Source organism: Actinomycetospora sp. 2LY8.5 (assembly GCF_057180585.1).
Map to the genome: position 1 here is coordinate 19,725 of NZ_JBXUHE010000050.1, position 20,431 is coordinate 40,155.

At 73.8% G+C, this 20,431-nt stretch carries 16 protein-coding genes and 1 tRNA gene; 9 read left to right on the top strand and 8 right to left on the bottom strand.

What is annotated here, in order from left to right; genetic code table 11:
- Positions 1 to 50: 50 nt before the first annotated feature.
- A complete protein-coding gene (locus AC2A1K_RS31505; RefSeq protein WP_483900304.1) occupies positions 51 to 2,147 on the top strand; it encodes a lipopolysaccharide biosynthesis protein in 2,097 nt (698 codons plus the stop codon).
- A gap of 50 nt (positions 2,148 to 2,197) precedes the next feature.
- Here the strand turns inward: AC2A1K_RS31505 and AC2A1K_RS31510 are convergent, their stop codons facing one another.
- Positions 2,198 to 3,220 carry a hypothetical protein gene (locus AC2A1K_RS31510; protein ID WP_483900305.1) on the bottom strand — a complete coding sequence of 341 codons (1,023 nt, stop codon included), beginning with the start codon at positions 3,218 to 3,220 and terminating at the stop codon, positions 2,198 to 2,200.
- Complete coding sequence (locus AC2A1K_RS31515; RefSeq protein ID WP_483900306.1) at positions 3,217 to 4,164, bottom strand: polysaccharide lyase family 20 protein; 948 nt, start codon at positions 4,162 to 4,164, stop codon at positions 3,217 to 3,219. The genes AC2A1K_RS31510 and AC2A1K_RS31515 overlap by 4 nt, the downstream gene beginning before the upstream one ends.
- A 303-nt stretch (positions 4,165 to 4,467) precedes the next feature.
- Here AC2A1K_RS31515 and AC2A1K_RS31520 point away from each other — a divergent pair, with 303 nt between their 5' ends.
- The gene (locus tag AC2A1K_RS31520) at positions 4,468 to 5,592 is read left to right on the top strand and encodes a glycosyltransferase family 2 protein (protein ID WP_483900307.1); all 1,125 of its coding nucleotides are present in this window, start codon (positions 4,468 to 4,470) and stop codon (positions 5,590 to 5,592) included.
- Entirely contained in the window at positions 5,589 to 6,809 is a 1,221-nt protein-coding gene (locus tag AC2A1K_RS31525) for a glycosyltransferase family 4 protein (RefSeq protein ID WP_483900308.1), read from the top strand. The genes AC2A1K_RS31520 and AC2A1K_RS31525 overlap by 4 nt, the downstream gene beginning before the upstream one ends.
- A gap of 21 nt (positions 6,810 to 6,830) precedes the next feature.
- Here AC2A1K_RS31525 and AC2A1K_RS31530 read toward each other — a convergent pair whose 3' ends face one another.
- Entirely contained in the window at positions 6,831 to 7,982 is a 1,152-nt protein-coding gene (locus AC2A1K_RS31530) for a class I SAM-dependent methyltransferase (protein ID WP_483900309.1), read from the bottom strand.
- Positions 7,983 to 8,033: 51 nt separating this feature from the next.
- On the opposite strand from AC2A1K_RS31530, the gene AC2A1K_RS31535 reads away from it, so the two are divergent.
- On the top strand, positions 8,034 to 8,576 hold the full coding sequence (locus AC2A1K_RS31535; protein ID WP_483900310.1) for a dTDP-4-dehydrorhamnose 3,5-epimerase family protein: 543 nt from the start codon (positions 8,034 to 8,036) through the stop codon (positions 8,574 to 8,576).
- A gap of 42 nt (positions 8,577 to 8,618) precedes the next feature.
- Here the strand turns inward: AC2A1K_RS31535 and AC2A1K_RS31540 are convergent, their stop codons facing one another.
- The 5 genes from AC2A1K_RS31540 to AC2A1K_RS31560 are packed head-to-tail and all read right to left on the bottom strand — an operon-like array spanning position 8,619 to position 14,221.
- On the bottom strand, positions 8,619 to 9,644 hold the full coding sequence (locus AC2A1K_RS31540; RefSeq protein ID WP_483900311.1) for an NAD-dependent epimerase/dehydratase family protein: 1,026 nt from the start codon (positions 9,642 to 9,644) through the stop codon (positions 8,619 to 8,621).
- A gap of 30 nt (positions 9,645 to 9,674) precedes the next feature.
- The gene (locus tag AC2A1K_RS31545) at positions 9,675 to 10,349 is read right to left on the bottom strand and encodes a PIG-L deacetylase family protein (protein WP_483900312.1); all 675 of its coding nucleotides are present in this window, start codon (positions 10,347 to 10,349) and stop codon (positions 9,675 to 9,677) included.
- Positions 10,350 to 10,351: 2 nt separating this feature from the next.
- A complete protein-coding gene (locus AC2A1K_RS31550; RefSeq protein ID WP_483900313.1) occupies positions 10,352 to 11,173 on the bottom strand; it encodes a glycosyltransferase family protein in 822 nt (273 codons plus the stop codon).
- Complete coding sequence (locus AC2A1K_RS31555) at positions 11,170 to 12,456, bottom strand: class I SAM-dependent methyltransferase (RefSeq protein ID WP_483900314.1); 1,287 nt, start codon at positions 12,454 to 12,456, stop codon at positions 11,170 to 11,172. The genes AC2A1K_RS31550 and AC2A1K_RS31555 overlap by 4 nt, the downstream gene beginning before the upstream one ends.
- Before the next feature lie 10 nt (positions 12,457 to 12,466).
- Positions 12,467 to 14,221 carry a sugar transferase gene (locus AC2A1K_RS31560; protein ID WP_483900315.1) on the bottom strand — a complete coding sequence of 585 codons (1,755 nt, stop codon included), beginning with the start codon at positions 14,219 to 14,221 and terminating at the stop codon, positions 12,467 to 12,469.
- 460 nt (positions 14,222 to 14,681) lie between these two features.
- Between AC2A1K_RS31560 and AC2A1K_RS31565 the strand changes: the two genes are divergently transcribed.
- From AC2A1K_RS31565 to AC2A1K_RS31585, 5 genes are all read left to right on the top strand, one after another.
- Positions 14,682 to 15,704: a heparin lyase I family protein gene (locus AC2A1K_RS31565; protein ID WP_483900316.1), complete on the top strand. Its 1,023-nt coding sequence runs from the start codon at positions 14,682 to 14,684 to the stop codon at positions 15,702 to 15,704.
- Positions 15,705 to 15,783: 79 nt separating this feature from the next.
- A tRNA-Gln gene (locus AC2A1K_RS31570) sits at positions 15,784 to 15,854 on the top strand.
- A 160-nt stretch (positions 15,855 to 16,014) separates the two neighbouring features.
- Positions 16,015 to 17,034 carry a helix-turn-helix domain-containing protein gene (locus tag AC2A1K_RS31575; protein ID WP_483900317.1) on the top strand — a complete coding sequence of 340 codons (1,020 nt, stop codon included), beginning with the start codon at positions 16,015 to 16,017 and terminating at the stop codon, positions 17,032 to 17,034.
- 219 nt (positions 17,035 to 17,253) lie between these two features.
- Complete coding sequence (locus AC2A1K_RS31580; protein ID WP_483900318.1) at positions 17,254 to 19,209, top strand: lipopolysaccharide biosynthesis protein; 1,956 nt, start codon at positions 17,254 to 17,256, stop codon at positions 19,207 to 19,209.
- Between the two features lie 128 nt (positions 19,210 to 19,337).
- A complete protein-coding gene (locus AC2A1K_RS31585; RefSeq protein WP_483900319.1) occupies positions 19,338 to 20,309 on the top strand; it encodes a heparin lyase I family protein in 972 nt (323 codons plus the stop codon).
- Positions 20,310 to 20,431 lie beyond the last annotated feature (122 nt).

Here is a 20,431-nt window from a genome sequence, read left to right on the forward strand (position 1 = left end):
GGCGACCGGTTCCGGACGCCACGGGCGGCCGTTCCAGCGATGACGGGTCGATGACGCAGCCTCCGGAGAGCGACGGGAACCCCGGACGGGGTCGCCCGCACGGCTCCCCCGGCTCGTCCCTCCCTCGCGATCATGCCGAGCAGGGCGTCGGGCAGGCGATGCCCGAGGTCCAGTCGGACCCACCCTTCGAGGGCGGCGCCTCCCCCCAGGAGGAGGCGCCCGACGAGCACAACCCCTCGCTGAAGAACCTCGGCAGCCGCCTGCGCCGCGGGGCGCAGTTCGCGGCGGTCGCGCTGATCTTCACGCAGCTGATCTCGCTGATCCAGACGATCTTCGTCGCCCGGCTGCTGACGGTCGAGGAGATCGGTGTCTTCACCGCGGGCACGCTGTTCGCCAACTTCGCGGTGACGATCGCCGACGGCGGCATGCGCGCGGCGCTGATCCAGCGCGAGACCGACGTCGAGAAGGCCACCGAGACGGCGTTCTGGGCGAGCCTGGGCACCGGCGTCGTCATGGCCGGCGCCACGCTCGCCGCCTCGCCGCTGATGACCCTGTTCTTCGACAACGACGAGATGGTCGGCCTCGTCTGCGCGGCCACCTGCGGCACGCTGCTCATCCACTCGCTGGTCAACGTGCCCGAAGCGCTGCTGCAGCGGCACTTCAACTTCAAGCGGCGCCTCATCGTCGACCCGCTGACGGCCGGGTCGTTCGCGATCGTCGCGGTGACGCTCGCGTTCGCCGGCTTCGGCGTGTGGGGCATGGTCATCGGCCTCTACGCCTCGCAGCTCGCCACCCTCATCTCGTGCTGGGTGATGTGCAAGTGGCGGCCCGGCAAGACCCGGCCGAGCTACCGCATCTGGCGCGAGCTGGCGAGCTTCTCGTTCCCGATGATCGTCGCCAACCTCACCGACCGGTCGCGCGACCTCGTCCAGCAGGGCCTCATCGGGCGCACGCTCGACGTCAGCGCACTCGGCCAGTACCGCTACGGCCGCCGGATCGGCGTGCTGCCCGGCACGGCGATCATCCAGGTCGCCTCGTACGTGCTCTTCCCGGCGTTCTCGCGCATCGCGTCGGACGCGAAGCGGTTCCACGACGGGTTCCTGCGCAGCCTGCGGGCGCTGTGGACGGCGACGATGCCGTTCTCGGCGATGCTCATCGCCCTGGGCCAGCCGATGATCGTCGTCCTGCTCGGCGAGGCCTGGCGGCCCGCGGGCCTGTTCGTCGCCGCGATGGCGGGCTACGGGCCCGGCGCGGCGATGAGCGCGATCGGCATGGAGTCGATCAAGGGCGCGGGCCGGAGCCGCCGGATCCACGTCATCACGGCGCTGTCGATCGTCGTCGGCGTCGGCGGGCTCATCCTGCTGCTGCCGTACGGGCTGGTCGGCGTCGGCATCGCGGTCTCGATCGACGCCGCGCTCGGCGGGTTCGTCAGCCTCGTCCTCGCGCGGGACCTCGCGAAGGTGTCCTGGCGCGAGCTCTTCCGCGTGCTCCTCCCGTCGCTGGTCGCGGCGGCCGTCGCCGGGGTGGCCGTCGGCTTCCTCGAGCACTCGGTGGTGAACTCCGACCAGCTGCCGATCCTGCTGGGGCTGCTCGCCCTGGCCGGCGAGACCCTCCTGCTGCTGGGCGTCTTCGCCGGGGTCCTCTCCCTCATCGACCCGTCGGCGCTGCGCGAGATCCTCGCGGCGGTGCGCAAGCGCCGGAAGTCCGGCGGGGACGACGAGGAGGGCGCCGAGGCCGCGGAGCCGGAGTCCGACGACGAGCCGGTCGGATGGCGCCGCGACCTGCTCGACGCGCCGACCGTCGTGTTCCAGCTGCCTTTCCTCGCGGACGACGTCACCACCCAGGTGCCGCGGCCGGCACGACCGACACCGCCGCCCCCACCCGTGCCTCCCCCGGGGCACCCGCCCGCGCCTGCGGGTGCGCCCCGGTACGGCCCCGCCCCGCCGCCCCAGGGTCCGCTGCTCGACCCGCCGACCACGGCCCTGGACCCGGTCTCGTCGCTCGACGCCCCGACGACCGCGGTCGACGCGACCCCCGAGCGACCGGAGCATGCCGAGCCGAACGACACCGGGAAGAGCCGCCTGGTCTCGGTCGTCACGCGCCGGCAGGGCAGGCGCACACCCCCGCCGGGCGACGACGGTTCCTGAGCCCCCGGCGTCCCAGGAACCGCCGCCCCTCGCCCCGAGCGCGCACCCGCCTACACGGCCCCGCACGCGGGGGGCGCGCCGCCGGTCCCGTCGGCGAACGGTCCGGCGCAGGGGGCCCGGCGGGGTCCGCCGAGCGGGCCGCCGCCCGGCGAGCCCGGGGAGTTGTTGTCGACGAGGTTCAGCTGCCCGAAGAGCTCGCGCATCTGGTCGCCGCCGATGTTCGGGAGCTCCTCCTCGGCGCCGGCCTGCACCGACAGCGAGTTGGTGGTGTCCCCCGAGGTGTCGTCGACGACGTAGGCGCCGTAGGTCTGCATCGCCTCGGCGATCTTCTTCACGTCGGGGTCGGTGATCCCGGAGAGGTCGGCGCCGGGCGGGATCGCCATCAGCGAGCCCATCTTCACGCCGGGGTGCCGGCCGCCGTACTGGTCCTCGTAGTACCCGTCGGCCTTGGTCGCCGGCCACCGGAACCCCTCGTCGGCGGTGCTGCAGCTGCGCTTGCAGTTCAGGCTGATCTTCAGAGCGTGCCGGATCGGCTCCGCCCCCGAGACCTCCCCGACCCGCACGCTGCCGCCGAGCCCCGAGAGCCCGGAGCCGCCGTGGCAGCCGGGAAGCCCCGCCGAGGTCAGCGAGACCTCGTCCCAGCCGTGCTCGTAGGACGGGTCGCCGCCCGCGTCGAGCTTGAGCGGCTGGCCCTGGATCACGGTCCGCCGTGTGCCGTCGTCGACGAGGAACGTCGAGCAGTGGTTCCAGGAGCCGTCGGCGGTGAGGTCCGGGTCGGAGTGCACCTTCACCTCGCGTCCGGCCGCGTCGAGCGTCCTCACCGGGAACGAGGGGTCCACCGAGATGTCCTCGATGTCGAGGTAGACCTCGCCGACGCCGCTCTCGAACGGCACGTACTGCGCCTGGGTCGACAGCGGCAGGTTCCACGGGGAGTCCCACGCGAACGGCTGGCGGTACAGGTCGCGCGTCGGCCCGGTCTCGCCCGGCTCCGCCGCCGACGCACCGACCGCCGGTCCACCGAGGACCGCGACGACGGCGAGCAGCGCGGTCGCCAGCAGGCGCGCCCCCCTCACGGCGCCGTCACCCGCAGGCCGTCCATGGTCAGGCTGACCGTGCCGCTGGCGCTCGTGCTGCGGTAGATGCCCTGCTTGAGGTAGTTCTCGCCGTCGACCATCGTCGCGCGGGGCGTGCGTTGCACGGTCTGCTGCCCGTTCTCCCAGGCCTCGACGAACCCGGCGTCCTTGTTCTTCGAGAACTTCACGTGCAGCACGTAGTCGACCCACTCGCCGCGGCGGATCGGGCCGATCGTGCGCCGCGGCGCCGAGCGCACCCCGTCACCGCCGATGTCGACCGTGCCCTTGCTGAGGTCGATCGCCAGCGGCGGCGAGCCCGAGGCGCTGTGCCACTGCAGGATGATGAAGAAGCGGCCTGTGACGTCGGGCATGTCCCGCGGGTAGCGGACCGACCACTCGTACCAGCGCTCGTCACCCTCGTGCACCAGCGCGCCGCCCGCGTTCGACTGCACCTCGCTGCGCTCGCCGCCACCGAAGTTCGGGACGTCGCCGGGCTTCACCGTGAACCGCGCGGCGTGCCGCCCCTGCCGCACGTCCGGGGCGTCCGTGATCATCATGTTGGCGTTGCCGCGGCCCACGCCCCGGCACGGCCCGTTGACCAGCTTCGACTGGCACACCCCCCACTGACTGAAGTCGCCGGTCTCCCAGTCGCCCAGGAACACCTGGCGTCGCCCGACCGTGACCCCGTTGCGGACCCCGGCGGTCTCCCCGCCGCCGTCACCCACCCCGGCGTCCACCCCGGCGTCCACCCCGACGTCCACACCGACGTCCACACCGGCCTCGACACCCGCCGAGGGCCCGTTCGGATCGGTCGGCGGGGAGGGCTCCGCGCCCCACGCCGCCGTGTCCGTGGCCGAGACCGACAGGGCGAGTGCCACTGCCGCCACGACGCGGACCCCTCGTCGCATCCCGCCCCGTGGCGGGACGCCGGTGCCGTTCTTCACGCGTTCTCCTCCAGACCGTCGACCGTCAGGCCGTCACCGCTTGCCGCAGACGGAGCAGTGAGGCCGTCCGTTCGCCGCACCTAGACGACCACTCGTCGCGGCGGATCACAATTACACGGGCAGATGAGGCTTGTGTGCACGATGAGGCGGCTGTGATCAGTGTGAAAGGTGGGTACTGCGCCCGGTTCGCCACGTTCGGGGTGCGGCCGTCACCGGAACGTGCGTCGCGATGCGACACAGCGGGCGTCGCAGGCCCCCGGGCGGCCGATCGGGCGAAAACCCCTCGGCGGTAGCGTTCAGGGGGTGACCACCAGCTCCGACGGCGACGGACGGGATCGCGCGCGCGGCACCGACCCGCAGCGAGAGGAGCCTCGGGCGCAGCCCGCGTTCAGCTTCCTCACCACCGCCTACCGGGCCGAGGACACCCTGGGCCGGACGATCGACGCGGTGCTCGCCCAGACGCGCCGCGACTGGGAGCTCGTCGTCGTCGACAACGGCAACGACGACGCCGTGGCCGCCGTCGTCGAACCCCATCTCGACGACCCGCGCATCCACCTCGTGCGCCAGGAGAACAAGGGCGCCGTGGGCGGGGTGCGGGCGGCGGCGGCGGTCGCGACCGGGCGCCACCTGGTCGTCCTCAACGCCGACGACGCGATCACCCCGGAGTTCTGCGCGCGCACGGGCGCGGTGCTCGACGCCGAGCCCACGGTGGCCGCGGTGACCTGCGACGCCGTGCAGTTCACCGATCCCGGGCAACAGCCGATGGCCCGCACCTACCTGCAGACCGCCGGGCTCGCCGAGGCCCCCGCGGGCGCGGTGCGGCTCACCGTCGCCGACGTCGTCGACGGCCCCTGCCCCTACTACTCCGCCCCGATCCGCCGGGACGTGTGGGACGCGCTCGGCGGCATGGGCTTCGAGACCGACGCCCCGCTCGTGCACGACCTCGAGTTCTGGCTGCGCGCGATCCTCGCGGGTCACGACGTGCGAATGATCGGCGACCGGCTCGGCCTGTTCCGCCTGGAGGCGGGCTCGGAGAGCCGCCCGGTGGACGCCGAGCGCAGCGAGGAGTTCGAGCGCCAGCGCGCCACCGTGCTGCGCCGCGCCGCGGAGGAGGCCGCGGAGGGCGGGGCCCCGGAGGCCCGCGCCGCCCTCGACCGCGTGCAGCGGCGCCTGACCTACCAGCAGGCGATCCGGCGGGCCCGCGTCGCGTTCGCGCAGGGTGACGCCCACGCCGCCCGCCGGTACGCCACCGAGGCCCACGAGGCACAGCCGACCGCCCGCTCCGGCGCCCTGGTGCTCGCCCTGCGCGTGGCCCCCCGCGCGCTCGGCGCCGTCCACCCGCTCAAGCGGAGCCTGCAGGCGCGCGTCGCGCAGCTCCGCAGGCGTGACTGGCGCTCGCGCTGGAGCGGGCACCGGACGGTGCGATGAGGATCCTCGTCCTGGCGTCGCGACGCATCGCGTCGCGGCAGAGCGGTTACGACCTGCGCGTCGCGCACCTGTGCGCCCACCTGCCCGGCGAGGCACACCTCGCCGTCATCCCCCTCGAGGAGGAGACCGACGGCCCGGTGGGCATCACGGTCGACCCGCTGTTCGCCTCCATCGAGGAGCTCGCGGCGTTCCCGCCCGGCCGCGAGCGCGCCCGGCGCTACCTGCGCACCTCGAACGACCACTACATGCAGCTCTCGCGCCCGGGCCGCTTCGCCGCCGCGCGAGACCGGCTCCGCGAGATCGTGGCCGAGAAGGAGATCACGCACGTCGTCGTGTTCGGCGTCGCGCTCGCCGAGCTCGCCGTCACGCTGGAGGGCGTCACCACCGTCCTGGACGTCTGCGACAGCGGCGTGCTCACCTCCGAGCGGGCACTGTCGGGCAGCGCGCACCCCTCGCACGGGGTCCAGCTCTGGAAGGACCGCCTCGCGCTGCGCCGCAAGAAGGCCACCGAGGGCGGCCTGCCCGACCGGTTCGACGTCGTCGTCACCATCAGCGACCCCGACACGCGCGCCATCGAACGCCTCCACGGCCGCCGCGGGGTCGTGCGGACGATCCCGAACGGCGTCGACGACGCGTTCCTCACCCCGTTGCCCGAGCCCGGCACGCGGCACGGCGTGGTGTTCTGGGGCAACCTCGGGTTCGCGCCCAACCGCGACGCGCTCTGGTTCTTCCTCAACGAGATCTGGGAGCCGCACCTGCGCGACGCCGGCGTCGAGCTGTGCGTCGTCGGGCCGAACGCGCCGTCCTGGCTCGCCGAGCTGGCCGCGCACGAGCCGCTGATCGCGCTGACCGGCTACGTCGAGGACCTGCGCTCGGCCGTCGCGCCCTACCCGGTGATGATCAACCCGATGCGCACGGGCAGCGGGCTCAAGAACAAGGTGCTCGAGGCGTTCGGGATGGGCGTCGTGGTCGTGTCGACCCGGCTCGGCGTCGAGGCGATCCCGGAGGTCCGCGACGGGGCCTCGCTGATGACCGCCGAGGGGCCCGGCGCCTTCGCCGACGCGATCCGCACGGTGCTCAAGGACCCCGAGCTCGCCGCCGAGCTGCGCGCCGGGGCGCACCGGCTCGTCGAGGAGCACTACCGCTGGGACGCCGTCGGGCGGCAGTGGGCCGACCTGTTCGCCGCCACCCCGAGCCCGGGGCACGCCGGACGCTGAGCGGGCGCGCCCCCGAAGGGCTCAGGCGGGCGCCACCGCCCGCACCGTCGGGTCGACGATCACCCAGTGGCCGCCGCCCGCCTCCACCTCGGGGATGCGCCGGCGCATCTCGCCGAGCATGTCGGTGACGAAGAGCACGACCTCGTCCGGGTGACGCGTGACGACCTCGTCCGGGGCCACGATCGGGATCCCGACGCCGGGGAAGCGGCGCCCGTGCTTCGCGGGCGCCCCGTCGGCGACGGCGGGCAGGAGGTCGGGGCCGATCCCGGCGCGGTTGAGCAGCGGCACCGCGCGGGAGGCCGCCGCGTAGCCCAGGACGTCGTGACGCTTCTCGCGGGAGCCGACGAGGTGGGCACGCAGGCCCTCGGCACTGCGCCGGGCGGCCTCCTCCAGGCCGGCGACGACCGCCGGGTCGGTGACCCCGAGGGCCTCCTCGCGCTCGACCAGGGTCTGCACGGAGGCGTGGTCGCGGGGGCCGTCGACCCCGTGACGGCGCGCCGCGACGAGCACCGTGCCACCGTAGAGGTCGAAGAGGAACGCGTGGGTCACCTCGAAGCCGATCTCGTCGAGCATCCGCGCGAGCACCGGCGTCGCGTAGTAGGCGTAGTGGCCGTGGCGCAGGGCGTTCCACCCGCCGTCGGCCACGATCGCGGCGAGGGTGTGGAACTGCAGCAGCAGGACGCCGTCCGGCGCGGTGGCGGCGGCGCGCTCGGCGAGCCCGGCGCGCTGGTCGCAGGCGTGCATGAGCCCGAAGCAGTCGACCACGACGTCGGCCGGACCCGCGTCGGCCTCGGCCAGCCCCGTCGCCGCCAGCAGGTCCAGCCACGAGCCCCCGTGCGGGCTGCCGAACTCGGTCACCGTGCCCCTGACCCCGTCCGTCGAGCCACGCGGCAGCAGCCCGGCCGCCTCGACCCGCGCCACCGCGTCGCGGGCCTGGGCCACGAGGGCGTCCGGCTCCGCCCCACGGGGCTCCTCCGGGGTGGTCGGGTCCTCGGCGAGCTGCGCGAGCCCGCAGGCGGCGCACAGCCACATCCGCAGCGGGTGCACGGGGTCGGGGCCCGGGTCGTCGGCGGCCGGGAAGTGGTCGGCGGCGGGCTGGTCGCCCAGATCCAGCACGACGGTGCCGCTGGTGGCGCCGCACCAGCGGCACGGGTCGGTGGGGCGGGGGTCCACGGGCGGGGTCCTCTCGTGGTGGTCGCACACGGGGATGGCAGGGTTCGTCGGGTGGAGGTTCGCACGGCAGGCATCGAGGGTGTGCGGGTGCTCGTCCCCGCGCCGCACCGCGACGACCGGGGGCTGTTCACCCGCACGTTCGACACGGCGATCGCCGCGGAGCACGGCATCGACCTGGGTCCGCAGGCGCAGGACAGCCAGTCGCGCTCCCGGCAGGGCACGATCCGCGGGATGCACGGGCGCGGCGGGCGCGGCGAGGCGAAGCTGGTCCGCGTGGCGCACGGGGCGGTGCTCGACGTCCTCGTCGACGCCCGGCCGGACTCGCCGACGTTCGGACGGGTGGAGAGCTTCCGCCTCGACGACGAGGACTTCTGGCACCTCTGGGTGCCGCCGGGGCTGCTGCACGGCTTCCAGGCGCTGACCGAGGTGGCGGACGTCTGCTACCGCATCGACCGCCCGCACGCGCCGGGCGAGGACGTCGCGGTGGCCCACGACGACCCGGACCTCGCGATCACCTGGCCGCTGGAGGTCACCGCGATCTCCGAGCGCGACCGCACCGCCGGCTCCTGGAAGGCCCTGCTCGCCACCATGTGAGCACTTTCCGGGCCTGCAGGCCCGGAAAGTGCTCACAGAGGCTCAGCTGGGGCGCAGGGAGTCGTCGAGGGTGCCGGCCTCCTGGCGGTCCTTGAGGACGGCGAGGCGGGTGAAGCGCCGGTCGAACGCCTCCTGGGTCAGACCGCGCGCGCGGTACTCCCGGGTCAGCTCCTCGGCACCGTCGGCGACCGACCACGCGGGCCGGAAGTCGGGCAGGAACTTCCCGATCTTCGTGAAGTCGACGCGGTAGGAGCGCGGGTCGCCGCCGGTCTCGCCGGTGATGACGAGCTCGGCCTCGGGCACCGCGACCTTCACCGCGTCGGCGATGTCGCGCACCTGCACGTTGTTCTCCGTCGAGCCGACGTTGAACGCCTGCGCGCGCACGGTGTCCGCCGGCGCCGCGAGCGCCGCGACGACCGCCCCGCCGATGTCCCGGGCGTGCGCCAGCGGGCGCCAGGGCGTGCCGTCGCTCATCACGAGGATGCGGTTCGACAGCAGCGCGTGGCCGACGAGGTTGTTGAGCACGATGTCGGCGCGCAGCCGCGGCGAGAACCCGAACGCGGTGGCGTTGCGCATCGACACCGGCACGAAGTCGGCGTCCGCCATGTCGACGAGGTCCGCCTCGACCCGCACCTTCGACTCGGCGTAGGGGGTCACCGGCTTCATCGGCGCCTCCTCGTCGAGCACGTCCTCGGTGCCCGACGCGCCGTACACCGAGCAGGTCGAGGCGTAGACGAAGCGCCCGACCCCGGCCTCCTTGGCCAGCCGCGCGAGCCGGGTGGAGGCGTGGTGGTTGATGTCGTAGGTGTGCTGGGGCGCCAGCGCCCCGAGCGGGTCGTTCGACAGCGCCGCCAGGTGCACGACGGCGTCGAAGCCGGCGAGCTGGTCGACGGTGACGTCACGCAGGTCGACGGCCAGCGCCGGGGGCTCCGGGGCCGGCAGCTCGCCGAGCACGCAGTCGGCGTAGAGGCCCGAGTCGAGCCCGGTGACCTCGTGGCCCGCCTGCGTGAGCAGCGGCGCCATGAGGGTGCCGAGGTAGCCCTGGTGGCCGGTGAGCAGGACGCGCATCGTGGCGGATCCCTCCTTGGTGTGAATCGCTCAGCGAGACGGTACGGGGGCGGCGAGCAGCGCCCGCGTCAGGTGGAACCCCTCCGCGTAGCGCACCCCGGCCTGCACGCCGCGCACGCGCGCGAGGCCCCGGAACGTCTCCTCGTCGAACCAGGCCCGGGCAGCCTGCGACGGGTAGTGCTCCTGCAGCAGCCGGACCTTGTCGGCGAGCACGTCGGGCTCCAGCGGCCACAGCAGCGGCGGCTGGGCGAGGTCCGGCTCGGCTTTGAGGATCTCGTAGCCGAGCGCGAGGTGGTCGCGGAACACCGTCGGCACGAGCTTCGCGAGCTCCCGGTGGTCCTGGTGGTCGTCACCCCGGTGCCCGGCCAGCACGAGGTCCGGCTCGCACGTCCGCCGGAACGCCTCGAGCTGCTCCTTCGCCCACTCCCAGTGCGTCGGGAGCCGGCCGTCGGGCATGTCCAGGACGGTGACCGCGAGGTCGGCGCCCGGGCAGAACGCCGCCAGCGCGGCGCGCTCCTCGTCCTCGCGCGGCGTCCCGCCCCCGCAGAGCACGAGCGCCCGCACCCGGAGAGCCGGGGCGATGCCCAGGTTCTGCCGAGCTCGGCACAGCGTCAGCACCGTGCCGCCCGCGCCGATCGGGATGTCGTCGCAGTGCGCGGCGAGCAGGACCAGCTCGTCGACCGACTCCGGGACCAGGGAGCGCACGGTCAGCGGCCGAGGGCCTCGTCGACGAGGCCCTCCAGCGGCTCCCGCTGGGGCTCGCGCTCCCACAGCATCCACGGGCGGGTGCCGGCGCGGTACGCCGCCTCGAGCGCGTTGCGTTCCTTGAGGGTGTCCGCCGGCTGCCAGAACCCGTCGTAGGTGTAGGAGAGCAGCTTGCCCTCCTTGGCCAGCGAGGTGCAGGCGTCGCCGACGAGGTCGCCGTTCGGGGGGATGTAGTCGATCGCCTCGGGCCGCAGCGCGAAGTACCCGCCGTTCTCGCGGATCCGCATGTCGGTGACCGGGTAGATCGAGTTGACGCGCTCGCTCGGGTCGATGTCGACGATGTGGAACACCGCCTGCGGCGGCACGGCGAGCAGCGACGCCGTCGCGTCCGAGTCCCGGAAGCGCGCGATCATGTCGTCGATCGGGGCGTCGGTGAGCACGTCGGCGTAGTTCGCGAGGAAGATCTCCTCGTCGTCGACGAGGTGGCGCACGCGACGCAGGCGCTCGCCGATCGGCGACTCCAGGCCGGTGTGGACGAAGTGGATCGTCCAGTCGGCGATGTCCGAGCCCTGCAGCTCGACCTCGCCGTGGCGCATGACGAAGTCGTTCGACTCGGTCTCGTGGTAGTCGAGGAAGTAGTTCTTGACGTGGTGGGCGCCGTAGCCCAGGCAGAGGATGAACTCCTTGTGCCCGTAGTGCGCGTAGTAGCGCATCACGTGCCAGATGAGCGGGCGGGGCCCGACCATCTGCATCGGCTTCGGGGCATCGGAGTCACCGTTGCGCATCCGCATGCCGTAGCCACCGCAGAAGAGGACGACCTTCACGGTTCAACAACCTTGCCAGAGCCCGGCTCGACCACCTGCAGCGAGGGGATGGGGTAGACGAGCGCCCCGCCCCAGTCCGCCACGTGGGCGAGCTGCGCGGTGATCTCCTCGCGCAGGTTCCACGGCAGCACGAGCACGTAGTCCGGCCGGTCGGCGTCGATGCGCTCCGGCGGGTGGATCGGGATCCGGGTGCCCGGCGTGTACCGGCCGTGCTTGTAGGGGTTGCGGTCGACGGTGTACGCGAGCAGGTCCGGGCGGATGCCGCAGTAGTTCAGCAGCGTGTTGCCCTTGCCCGGCGCACCGTAACCGACGACCGACTTCCCGGCGTCCGCCGCCTCGATGAGGAAGCGCACGAGGTCGTTGCGGATGCGCGAGACCTCGCCGGCGAACCCGGCGTGGCCCTCGACGGTGTCGAGCCCGGCCGCGGCCTCCTCGGCCAGCACGTCGGCGACGGCCGGCGACGGTCCCGCGCCGAGCTCCGTGCCCACCAGTTCGGCCGGCCGCGCCCAGCACCGGATCGAGCCGCCGTGGGTCGGCACCAGCTCGACGTCGACGAGCTCGAGCCCGCCCGAGCGCAGCGCCTTCTGCGCGGTGCCGAGCGTGTAGTACTGGAAGTGCTCGTGGTAGATCGTGTCGAACTGGCGGTGGCGCATCAACGTCAGCAGGTGCTGCACCTCGATCGACACCCAACCGTCGTCGGCCACCATCGCGCGCAGGCCCTGGGTGAAGCCCACCACGTCGGGGATGTGCGCGTAGACGTTGTTGGCCACGACGAGCGCGGCTGGGCCGTGCTCCTCGCGGACCGCCGCCCCGGTCTCCGGGGACAGGAACGCCGTCACCGTCGGCACGCCCTTCTCCCGCGCGGCCGCGCCGACGTTGGCGCTCGGCTCGACGCCGACTGCCCGCATCCCGTCGGCGACGACGTGCTGGAGCAGGTAGCCGTCGTTGCTCGCCGCCTCGACCACCAGCGAGTCGGGTCCCAGCCCGGCGCGCTCGGTGGCGGCGGTGACGAACCGCCGCGCGTGGTCGACCCACGACGTCGAGAACGACGAGAAGTACGCGTACTCCGTGAACGTCTCGTCCGGGTCGATCAGCGGCGGCAGCTGCACGAGCAGGCACGAGCGACAGACCCGCGGGTGGAGCGGGAACGTCGGCTCGGGCGCCTCGAGGGCCTCCGCGGTGAGGAACAGTTCACAGGGCGGCGTCGCGCCGAGGTCGACGAAGCCGGCCAGGTCGGCCGAGCCGCAGAGTCGACAGAGAATCTTGTTGTCTGGATTGTCCAAGGCTTCCGTCTCAGTAGGCACCGTCGCCGCGGAACACCGCGGAGACCGTCTTCCACATGATCACCAGGTCCATGGCCGGCGACCAGTTCTCCACGTAGCGCAGGTCCAGCCGGACCGACTCCTCCCACGAGAGGTCCGAGCGGCCGCTGACCTGCCAGAGCCCGGTCATCCCGGGGCGGACGAGGAACTTGCGCTTGGCCGCGTCGGTGTAGGCGTCGATCTCGCCGGGCAGCGGCGGACGCGGCCCGACCAGGGACATCGAGCCGCCGAGGACGTTGAGCAGCTGCGGCAGCTCGTCGAGCGAGTAGCGGCGCAGCAGGTGGCCGATCCGCGTGACGCGGGGGTCCTTGCGCAGCTTGAACAGCGGCCCGGAGCCGTCGTTCGTGCCGGCGAGCAGGTCGTCGCGCAGCTTGTCCGCGTCCGGGACCATCGACCGGAACTTGATCATCCGGAAGGTCTTGCCGCGCTGCCCGACGCGGGTCTGGCGGTAGAACACCGGGCCGCCGTCGAGCTTGACGATCACCGCGATGACCGCGAACACCGGCAGCAGCAGGAGCAGCAGGGCCGCGGTGGTGACTCGGTCGAACATCAGCTTGAACACGCGCGGCACGCCGGACAGGCGCGGCTCGGTGAGGCGCAGCAGCGGCAGGCCGTCGACGGGCGCGACGTGCAGGCGCGGGCCGGCGACCTCCATGAGGCCCGGGTCGACGACCAGCTCGGAGCCGGTGCCCTCGAGGTCCCACGCGAGGCGGTGCAGGCGCTTCGGGCTCCAGCCCGGCGTCGGGGCGACGGCGACGACGCCGTAACGCCCGCTGCCCACGCTGGAGGAGAGGTCGTCGAGGTCGCCGATGACCGGGACACCGGCCACGTGGCCCTGCCCCTCCTCACCGAGGCCGGTCGGGGTGCAGGCCGCGATGACGACCCAGCCCATGTGCGGCACGCGGCGGGTGCGCTCGACGAGGTCGCGCACGGCCTGCTCGGTGCCCACGGCGAGCACCGGCAGCATGCCGCGGCCGCGCTTGCGGGCCTGGTGCAGCCAGCGGCGCAGCATGTAGCGGCCGGCCATCGCGGCGAGCCCGGCGACGGGCAGCACGCCGAACACCCACGGACGCACCCCCAGGCGCTCGATCGCGAGGCCGGCGAGCCCCAGCACGATCGCCGCCGAGACGAAGGCGCGGATCAGCCGGCTCCACTCCTCGGAACCCTGGCCGAGCGTGCGGGGGTCCCAGGCGCGGCAGGCGACGATCGCCAGCGTCACCAGGACCGCGGCCGCGCCACCGAGGGCCCACGGGTCGGAGCTCTGCGGGCCGACGCCCTCGCCGAACCCGATCCAGGCGCCCAGCACGACGCAGACCGCGAGCGTGGCGAGGTCGGACAGGGCCACCGCGAGCGCGAACTTCAGCTGCCAGCTCGTGGCCACGGCGACGCTGCCCGGCTGCTCCGGGCCCTCGTCCTCCCAGATGCGGACGAACCCGGGCGCGGTCGGCGCGGGCTCGACGAACACTCCGTCGTCACCGGTCGGTGTCCCGCTCGTGCCGTTCGGCACCACCGGTGACGGCTCCACCGGGGCCGGCCCGATGCCCGACAGGCCCGGGGGGCCCTCGTACCGGCTCGCGCCCCGCTCGGCAGGGCCCGGCATCCGGCCCGGCACGTCCTCCTGCGACAGCCCGGCCTGCTCCGAGATCCTGGCTTGTCCGTTCGTCACGTCGCCCCCGTCGTGGGTCGTGCGGTCGGGAGGACCCATCCGCAGCACCTCGTCGGCCATGGACACCTTTCCGCTCGACGTGAGACGCCCGGGGTCACGGTGAGGTTGCGTCGCCGCCGCACCCGATTTCGATCGGGTCGACCCGAGCGCGCTCCGCACCGGGATGCCACGAGGATCAACGATCGGTCTCTCCCCACGGTCACGCGATGCCCGTCGGGGATTGGACCGTGCGGGTCACACCCACGGTCGAGAACCCCGGCACCGCTACCGCCGGCCACCGTGGAGGTCATCCTGCCCCACCCCCGCCGCCGGCCGGGCGGCGGCAGGGTGCCCCGAACGCACGCACCGCACCCGTCGCGGTCACCGCGAGCTGACGCGGACGACCCGGCCGGGGGATCGACATCCGGACGGAGGCCCCGGGGAGCCCGTCCGGACGCTCGGTATCGTGCCGGAGGACCGACGATCCGCCGGGAATGTCCGGGGAGACCGACGTTCCGCCCGACGCGAGGAGCCGCCCCCGATGCCCCACGACGCCGATCCCGGGCCTGCCCCCGGGCCGGCGCCGCGCCGCCGCACCGGTCGCGTGTCCGCCAGGCTCATCGCTCTCCTCACGGCTCTCCTCGCCGTCCTGCCCGCCGTCCTTCCCGCCGTGCTCGGGTCGTCGCCCGTGGCGGCCGCGGCACCACCGCCCGCGAACGACCGGCCGGTCTTCGAGCTCCCCGCCTCCGGCGACCTGCTCGGCGTCTTCGACCGCAACGGCTACAACGAGCAGGACGGCGCCCCGCGCGCGGTCCCGTCGCCGACCTCGCCGGGCCGCCAGGCGCTCGAGTTCCGCCTCGACGGCGGCGACCAGCGCTCCGAGGTCGAGCCGCGCGTGCCGGACCAGTACGAGGGCCAGGTCTGGTACTACACCTACCGCGCCGGGCTGGCCCGCGACTTCCCGACCGACACCCAGGACTGGCAGGTCGTCCTGCAGTGGCACCACACCGGTGACTCGGGCTCCCCGCCGATCGCCCTCGAGGTCCGGCAGGGCCGGCTGATGCTCGCCTCCGAGGGTGAGAACCTCCAGGACCTCGGGCCCGTCCGGGGTGGCGACCGCCTCGACGTGTCGATGCGCGTCGCGTTCTCCCAGGACCCCGGACGCAGCAGCGTCGACGTCTGGCGCGACGGCCGCCACGTCCTCGACGGCTACAGCCCGCCGAACGGCACGATGCTCGACCAGGGCAACTACCTCAAGCTCGGGCTCTACCGGGCCACCGCCATCGAGGAGGGCGGCCGCCTGTGGGTCGACGACCTGCGGGTCGGTCCCACGATGGCCTCGGTCGCACCGACGGGCATGGGCTCCGGGACGCCCGGCACCGACCCGGTCGCGGAGGACGCCGCGGCGCCCGCGGGTGGCGCCGCCGGGCGCGACATCGACGCGATCACGTGGGTGGCGGGCGCGCTGCTCCTCGGCGTCGTGCTGCTGCTCGTCGCCACCCGCTCGGTGGGCCGGACCCCGCCGCGCGCCGACAGCGGGCGGCGAGAGCACGCGGGGCGCTGAGCAGCGACCTCGCCCACGGCGGACGCCGGGAGCGCGGTGCCACGTGTCACGATGGTCAGCGTCGCCCGAGGGCGACCCATCCGCCGTGGTGTAAGGGCAACACCTCGGATTTTGGTTCCGATGATCCAGGTTCGAATCCTGGCGGCGGAGCACGCTCGCGGTATCGCCTTGCGGACAGATTCATCGCTCGGCGTACCCTCGGCGGGATCGGTTGAGGCCCGCCCGTGACCGGGGGGACGAGGGACGGGCGGCCGGCACGGTGGCCACCGGCCCCCACCGCCGGATCGCCCATGAGGTGCCGGGGGGACACGTGCACCCAGAGGAGCCGGACGTCGACGGTGTCGAGGCCATCGACGGCGGGCCGGTGACGCGACGGCTGCTGACGGCCACCGACACCGACGCGGCCGTGGAGCTGCTGCGCTCGGTCTACGGCGACCAGGAACCGCGGTTCGCCGTGCCCCGGCGCGAGGCCCGGCTGACCATCGCGTCCCGGTCCGTGACGGCCCCGCGCGGCGAGTTCGGCCTCGACCGGGTCCGGTACAGCGTGGGGATGGACGTCCTGTGCGCCCCGGTCGACCGGGTGACGGTGGTGCTGCCCATCGCGGGGCGGGTGCGGTCCACCTGCGGCGAGGAGCAGGCCACGGGGCTGCGCCTGGTCCCGCACTGGGAGCGCTTCGCCTGCGACTGGGACGACGACATCGACGTCATCGGCCAGGCGATCGACGCCGACGCCGTGGCGCGGGTGGGCGCGGAGCTCTCGGGGCTGGAGCCGTCGGCGGTCCGGTTCGGCTCCATGCACGCCGTCGACGCCGCCCGCGAGCGCTACCTCGTGCAGTCGATGAGCCATCTCGGTCGCGACACCCTCGACAACCCGGAGGCGCTGTCCACGCCGCTGGTCCGCGCCGAGGCGCTGCGCCATGTCGCCACGACGGTGCTGCTGACCTTCCCCAACTCGGCGCTCGAGGCCGCCGAGGACCCCACCCGGCCCGGTCCCGGCCGCGCCGAGCCCGCCACCGTCCGCCGGGCCGCGGCGTACATCGAGGCGCACGCCCACGAGGCGATCGGGCTCGACGACATCGCGACCGCCGCGCGCATCGGGGCCCGCGGCCTGCAGCACGCGTTCGCGCGCTACCGCGAGACCACCCCGCTCGGTCACCTGCGCCGGGTGCGTCTCGACCGGGCCCACGGTGAGCTGCGGGCGGCCGACCCGAGGGACGGCGACACGGTCGCGGCCATCGCGACACGCTGGGGTTTCGCCCACGGTGGGCGCTTCTCGGCCGAGTATCGTCACGTGTACGGGTGTTCACCGAGCGAGACGCTGCGCCGCTGAACGCAGCCGACCCGTCGGCCCTTCTCAGGGGCGGGTCCGGCGTGGTCACGCGCCCGCACCGCCGACAGCGCTACGCCGCCGCTCCGATACGCTGGGAGCCATGCCTCGCTCCCCGCGCCGGCACGTTCGGCGACCGGCTGCCCGTCCGGGCGAGGTGTCCCCTGTCCGGCGCTCACACCCGAGGCCCGGCTCCGGAGAAGTGACCGTCCCGCTCACCGCATGAGCGGGCCCGCACCGCCAGGAGAACCGGCGCCGACCTCGGCCGTCGCGAAGGACACGACGGCCGAGGCGACCGCGCAGCCCTCGATCGACAAGCTCGGCAAGACCCTCCAGCGCGGCGCGAAGATCTCCGCGATCGTCCTCGTCGTCACGCAGACGATCTCGCTGATCCAGACGCTGGCGGTCGCTCGGCTGCTCAGCCCGGCCGAGGTCGGTGCCTTCACGGCGGGCTCGATCCTCACGAACTTCCTCGTCACCTTCTCCGAGGGCGGCCTGCGCGCCGCGCTCATCCAGCGCGAGAAGGACCTCGAGGACGCGGCGGACACCGTGTTCTGGGTGACGCTGGTCAACGGCATCCTGATGTCGGGCCTCGCGTTCGCGGTCTCGCCGCTCATCGGCGCGTTCTTCGGCGGCGACGTGGCGGGCGCGGTGTGCGCCGCCACCGCCGCGGTCCTGACGATCCACGCGCTCACCAACGTGCCCGACGGGCTGATGCAGCGGCGCTTCAACTTCAAGCGCCGCATGATCGTCAACCCGTCGACCGCGATCGCCTTCGCCGGCACCGCGATCGCGCTCTCGGCGCTCGGCTTCGGGGTGTGGGGCCTGGTCATCGCGCTCTACGCCTCGCAGGTCGTCACCCTGGTGCTGACCTGGTGGCTCGCCGGCTGGTGGCCGGGCCGCGGGACGTTCAGCTTCACGCTCTGGCGCGAGATGGCGCGGTTCGCGTTCCCGCTCATCGCGAGCGAGTTCGCGCAGAAGGGCCGGGAGTTCATGGAGGCCGGCCTCACCGGCCGCTTCCTCGGTGAGGGCCCGCTCGGCATGTACCGCTACGGGCGGCGCATCGCGGCCCTGCCCGGCACGGCGATCATCCAGATCGCGTCCTACGTGCTGTTCCCGGCGTTCTCGCGCATCGCCAAGGACGCCGGGCGCCTGCGCCGGGGCTTCCTGCGCGCCATGACGGCACTGTGGGTGACCGCGCTGCCCGCGGGCGCCCTGCTGGTCGCGATCGGCGAGCCGCTGGTCGTCGTGGCGCTCGGCGAGGAATGGCGCGGGGCGGGCCTCGTGCTCATGGGGATGGCCGGCTACGGCCCGGGCATGGCGCTCGGCTCCATCGGCAAGGAGGCCATCAAGGGCACCGGCCGGAGCCGCCTGCTCAACTGGATCACCGCGACCAGCCTCGTCGTCACGGTCGTCGCGCTGTTCGCCCTCCTGCCGACGCTCGGGCTCCTCGGCGTCGGCATGGCCGCCTCGGCCGAGGCGCTGGCCGCGGGCTCGCTGGCCGTCGGGATCGGGATGCGCGTGGCGGGTGTGCGCGTGCGCGACGCGCTGCGCGTGCTCGTCCCGGTGCTCGTCGCCGGCGTCGCCGCCCTGGTCGCGACGTTCGTGCTCGAGAACGAGTTCTTCCACTCCGACACCCGCCCGATCGTCATCGGCATCGGGCTGCTGATCGTCGACGTCCTCGTCTTCGCGGGCATCTACCTCGGCCTGCTGCGGATCTTGTCGCCCTCGGTGAGCCGCGAGCTGTACGCCGGCGTGCGCTCGGTGATCAAGCGGCCGAAGAAGAGCTCGGGCGCCGACGCGGCGACCCCGGAGCCGGCGCCGGAGACCGTCGTGGTGGCGGCCGCCGCCGACGTGCCCGTCGACCCGATGACCGGGCGCCCGACCGAGGCCATCCCCTCGCGCCAGGCCGCCCTGGACGACGCCCCGACCGTCCTCATCCCCTCGGGCGCGGGACGCGAGACGGCCCCGGAGTGGGCGGTCGCCATGACCGAGCGGCTCTACACGGCACCGGCGGCGCCTCCCGCGCCGAACGGGCACCCGAACGGGCACCCGAACGGGCACGGCCGCACCCACGGGCACGGGCCGGCGAACGGTCACCCACCGTCGTACGGGCGCCACGCGAGCCGGGCCGAGCCGCTGCGTGTGCTGCGCGGGCCCCGCCGGGACGAGGACTGACGCCGACTGCGAGCCGACGGGCTCTTCACCCGGTCCAGGTACGCTCGATCCCGCCGGGAGGTGCGGTGCCCCACCCCGGAGAGGGCGCCCCTCGCGGTCGTCCGACGTCCTCGACAGCCAGGAGCGGTGTGACCACGACCGACGGTGCACGCACGGCGCGGCCGCGCCGGCCCCGGGTCCGGCGCCTGGTCGCCGCGGTGGCTGCGGGGATCGTCGCGGTCCTGGTCGGGCTCCTCGCCCCCGGCCCGGCGCTCGCGTCCTCGCCGACGCCGCCCGGGGGTGACGGGTTGGTCTGGCGCGCCGACACCTGCGGCGACATGCTCAGCTCGTTCCGCCGCAACGACTACAACGAGCAGGACGGTGCACCCCGCGAGGTGGCCTCCCCGTCGGGCCACGGTCAGGCGCTGGAGTTCTCGCTCGACGGCGGCGACCAGCGCAGCGAGCTCCTGCCGCGCGTGCCCGACGGCCGCGAGGGCGACGTCTACTACTACGGCTACCGCGGTCAGCTCGCCGACGACTTCCCCGTCGACGCCCAGCGCTTCCAGATCATCATGCAGTGGCACCACTACGGCGACGAGGGCTCGCCGCCCGTGGCGATCGCCGTGCAGGACGGCCAGCTGATGATCACGGGTGGCGACGACGACCGGAACCAGGCCTACCAGCAGTCGATCGCCCCGATCAGCCCCGGCGACCCGATCGACATCATCGTGCGCATCGTCTTCTCGCGGGACCCGGAGAAGGGCACCGTCGATGTCTGGAGCGCCGGGCGCCGCACGGTCACGGCCTTCCACCCGCCCGACGGCACGCTCTACGACGACGGCGACTACATGAAGGTCGGGCTCTACCGCTCCCAGGACCTCTCCGACCCCGCGCAGCTGACGCTCGATGACGTCGCCGTCGGGCGCACGCGCCAGGCGGTGGACGCCGTGATGGTCGACCAGGGCGCGTCGTCCGCCCAGGGCACGCCGGACGCGAGCGGCGCGGACGAGTCGAGCGGGTCGGACAGCGGCCTGCGCGTCGGCCTCGCCGCCGGTGCCCTCGCGCTCATCGGCGCGGTGGTGGCCGTGGTCGCCGTGGTCCGGCGCCGCCAGGTGCGCTGAGAGCCCTGTGTCAAGCCGCCGCTGCTGCGAGCTGTTGTTGCAGCCCTCGGTGGAGGTCGGGCCGGTAGGTGTCGTGGTTGGTCCAGCAGCGCCAGAGGACGCGTAGCCAGGCGCGGGCGAGG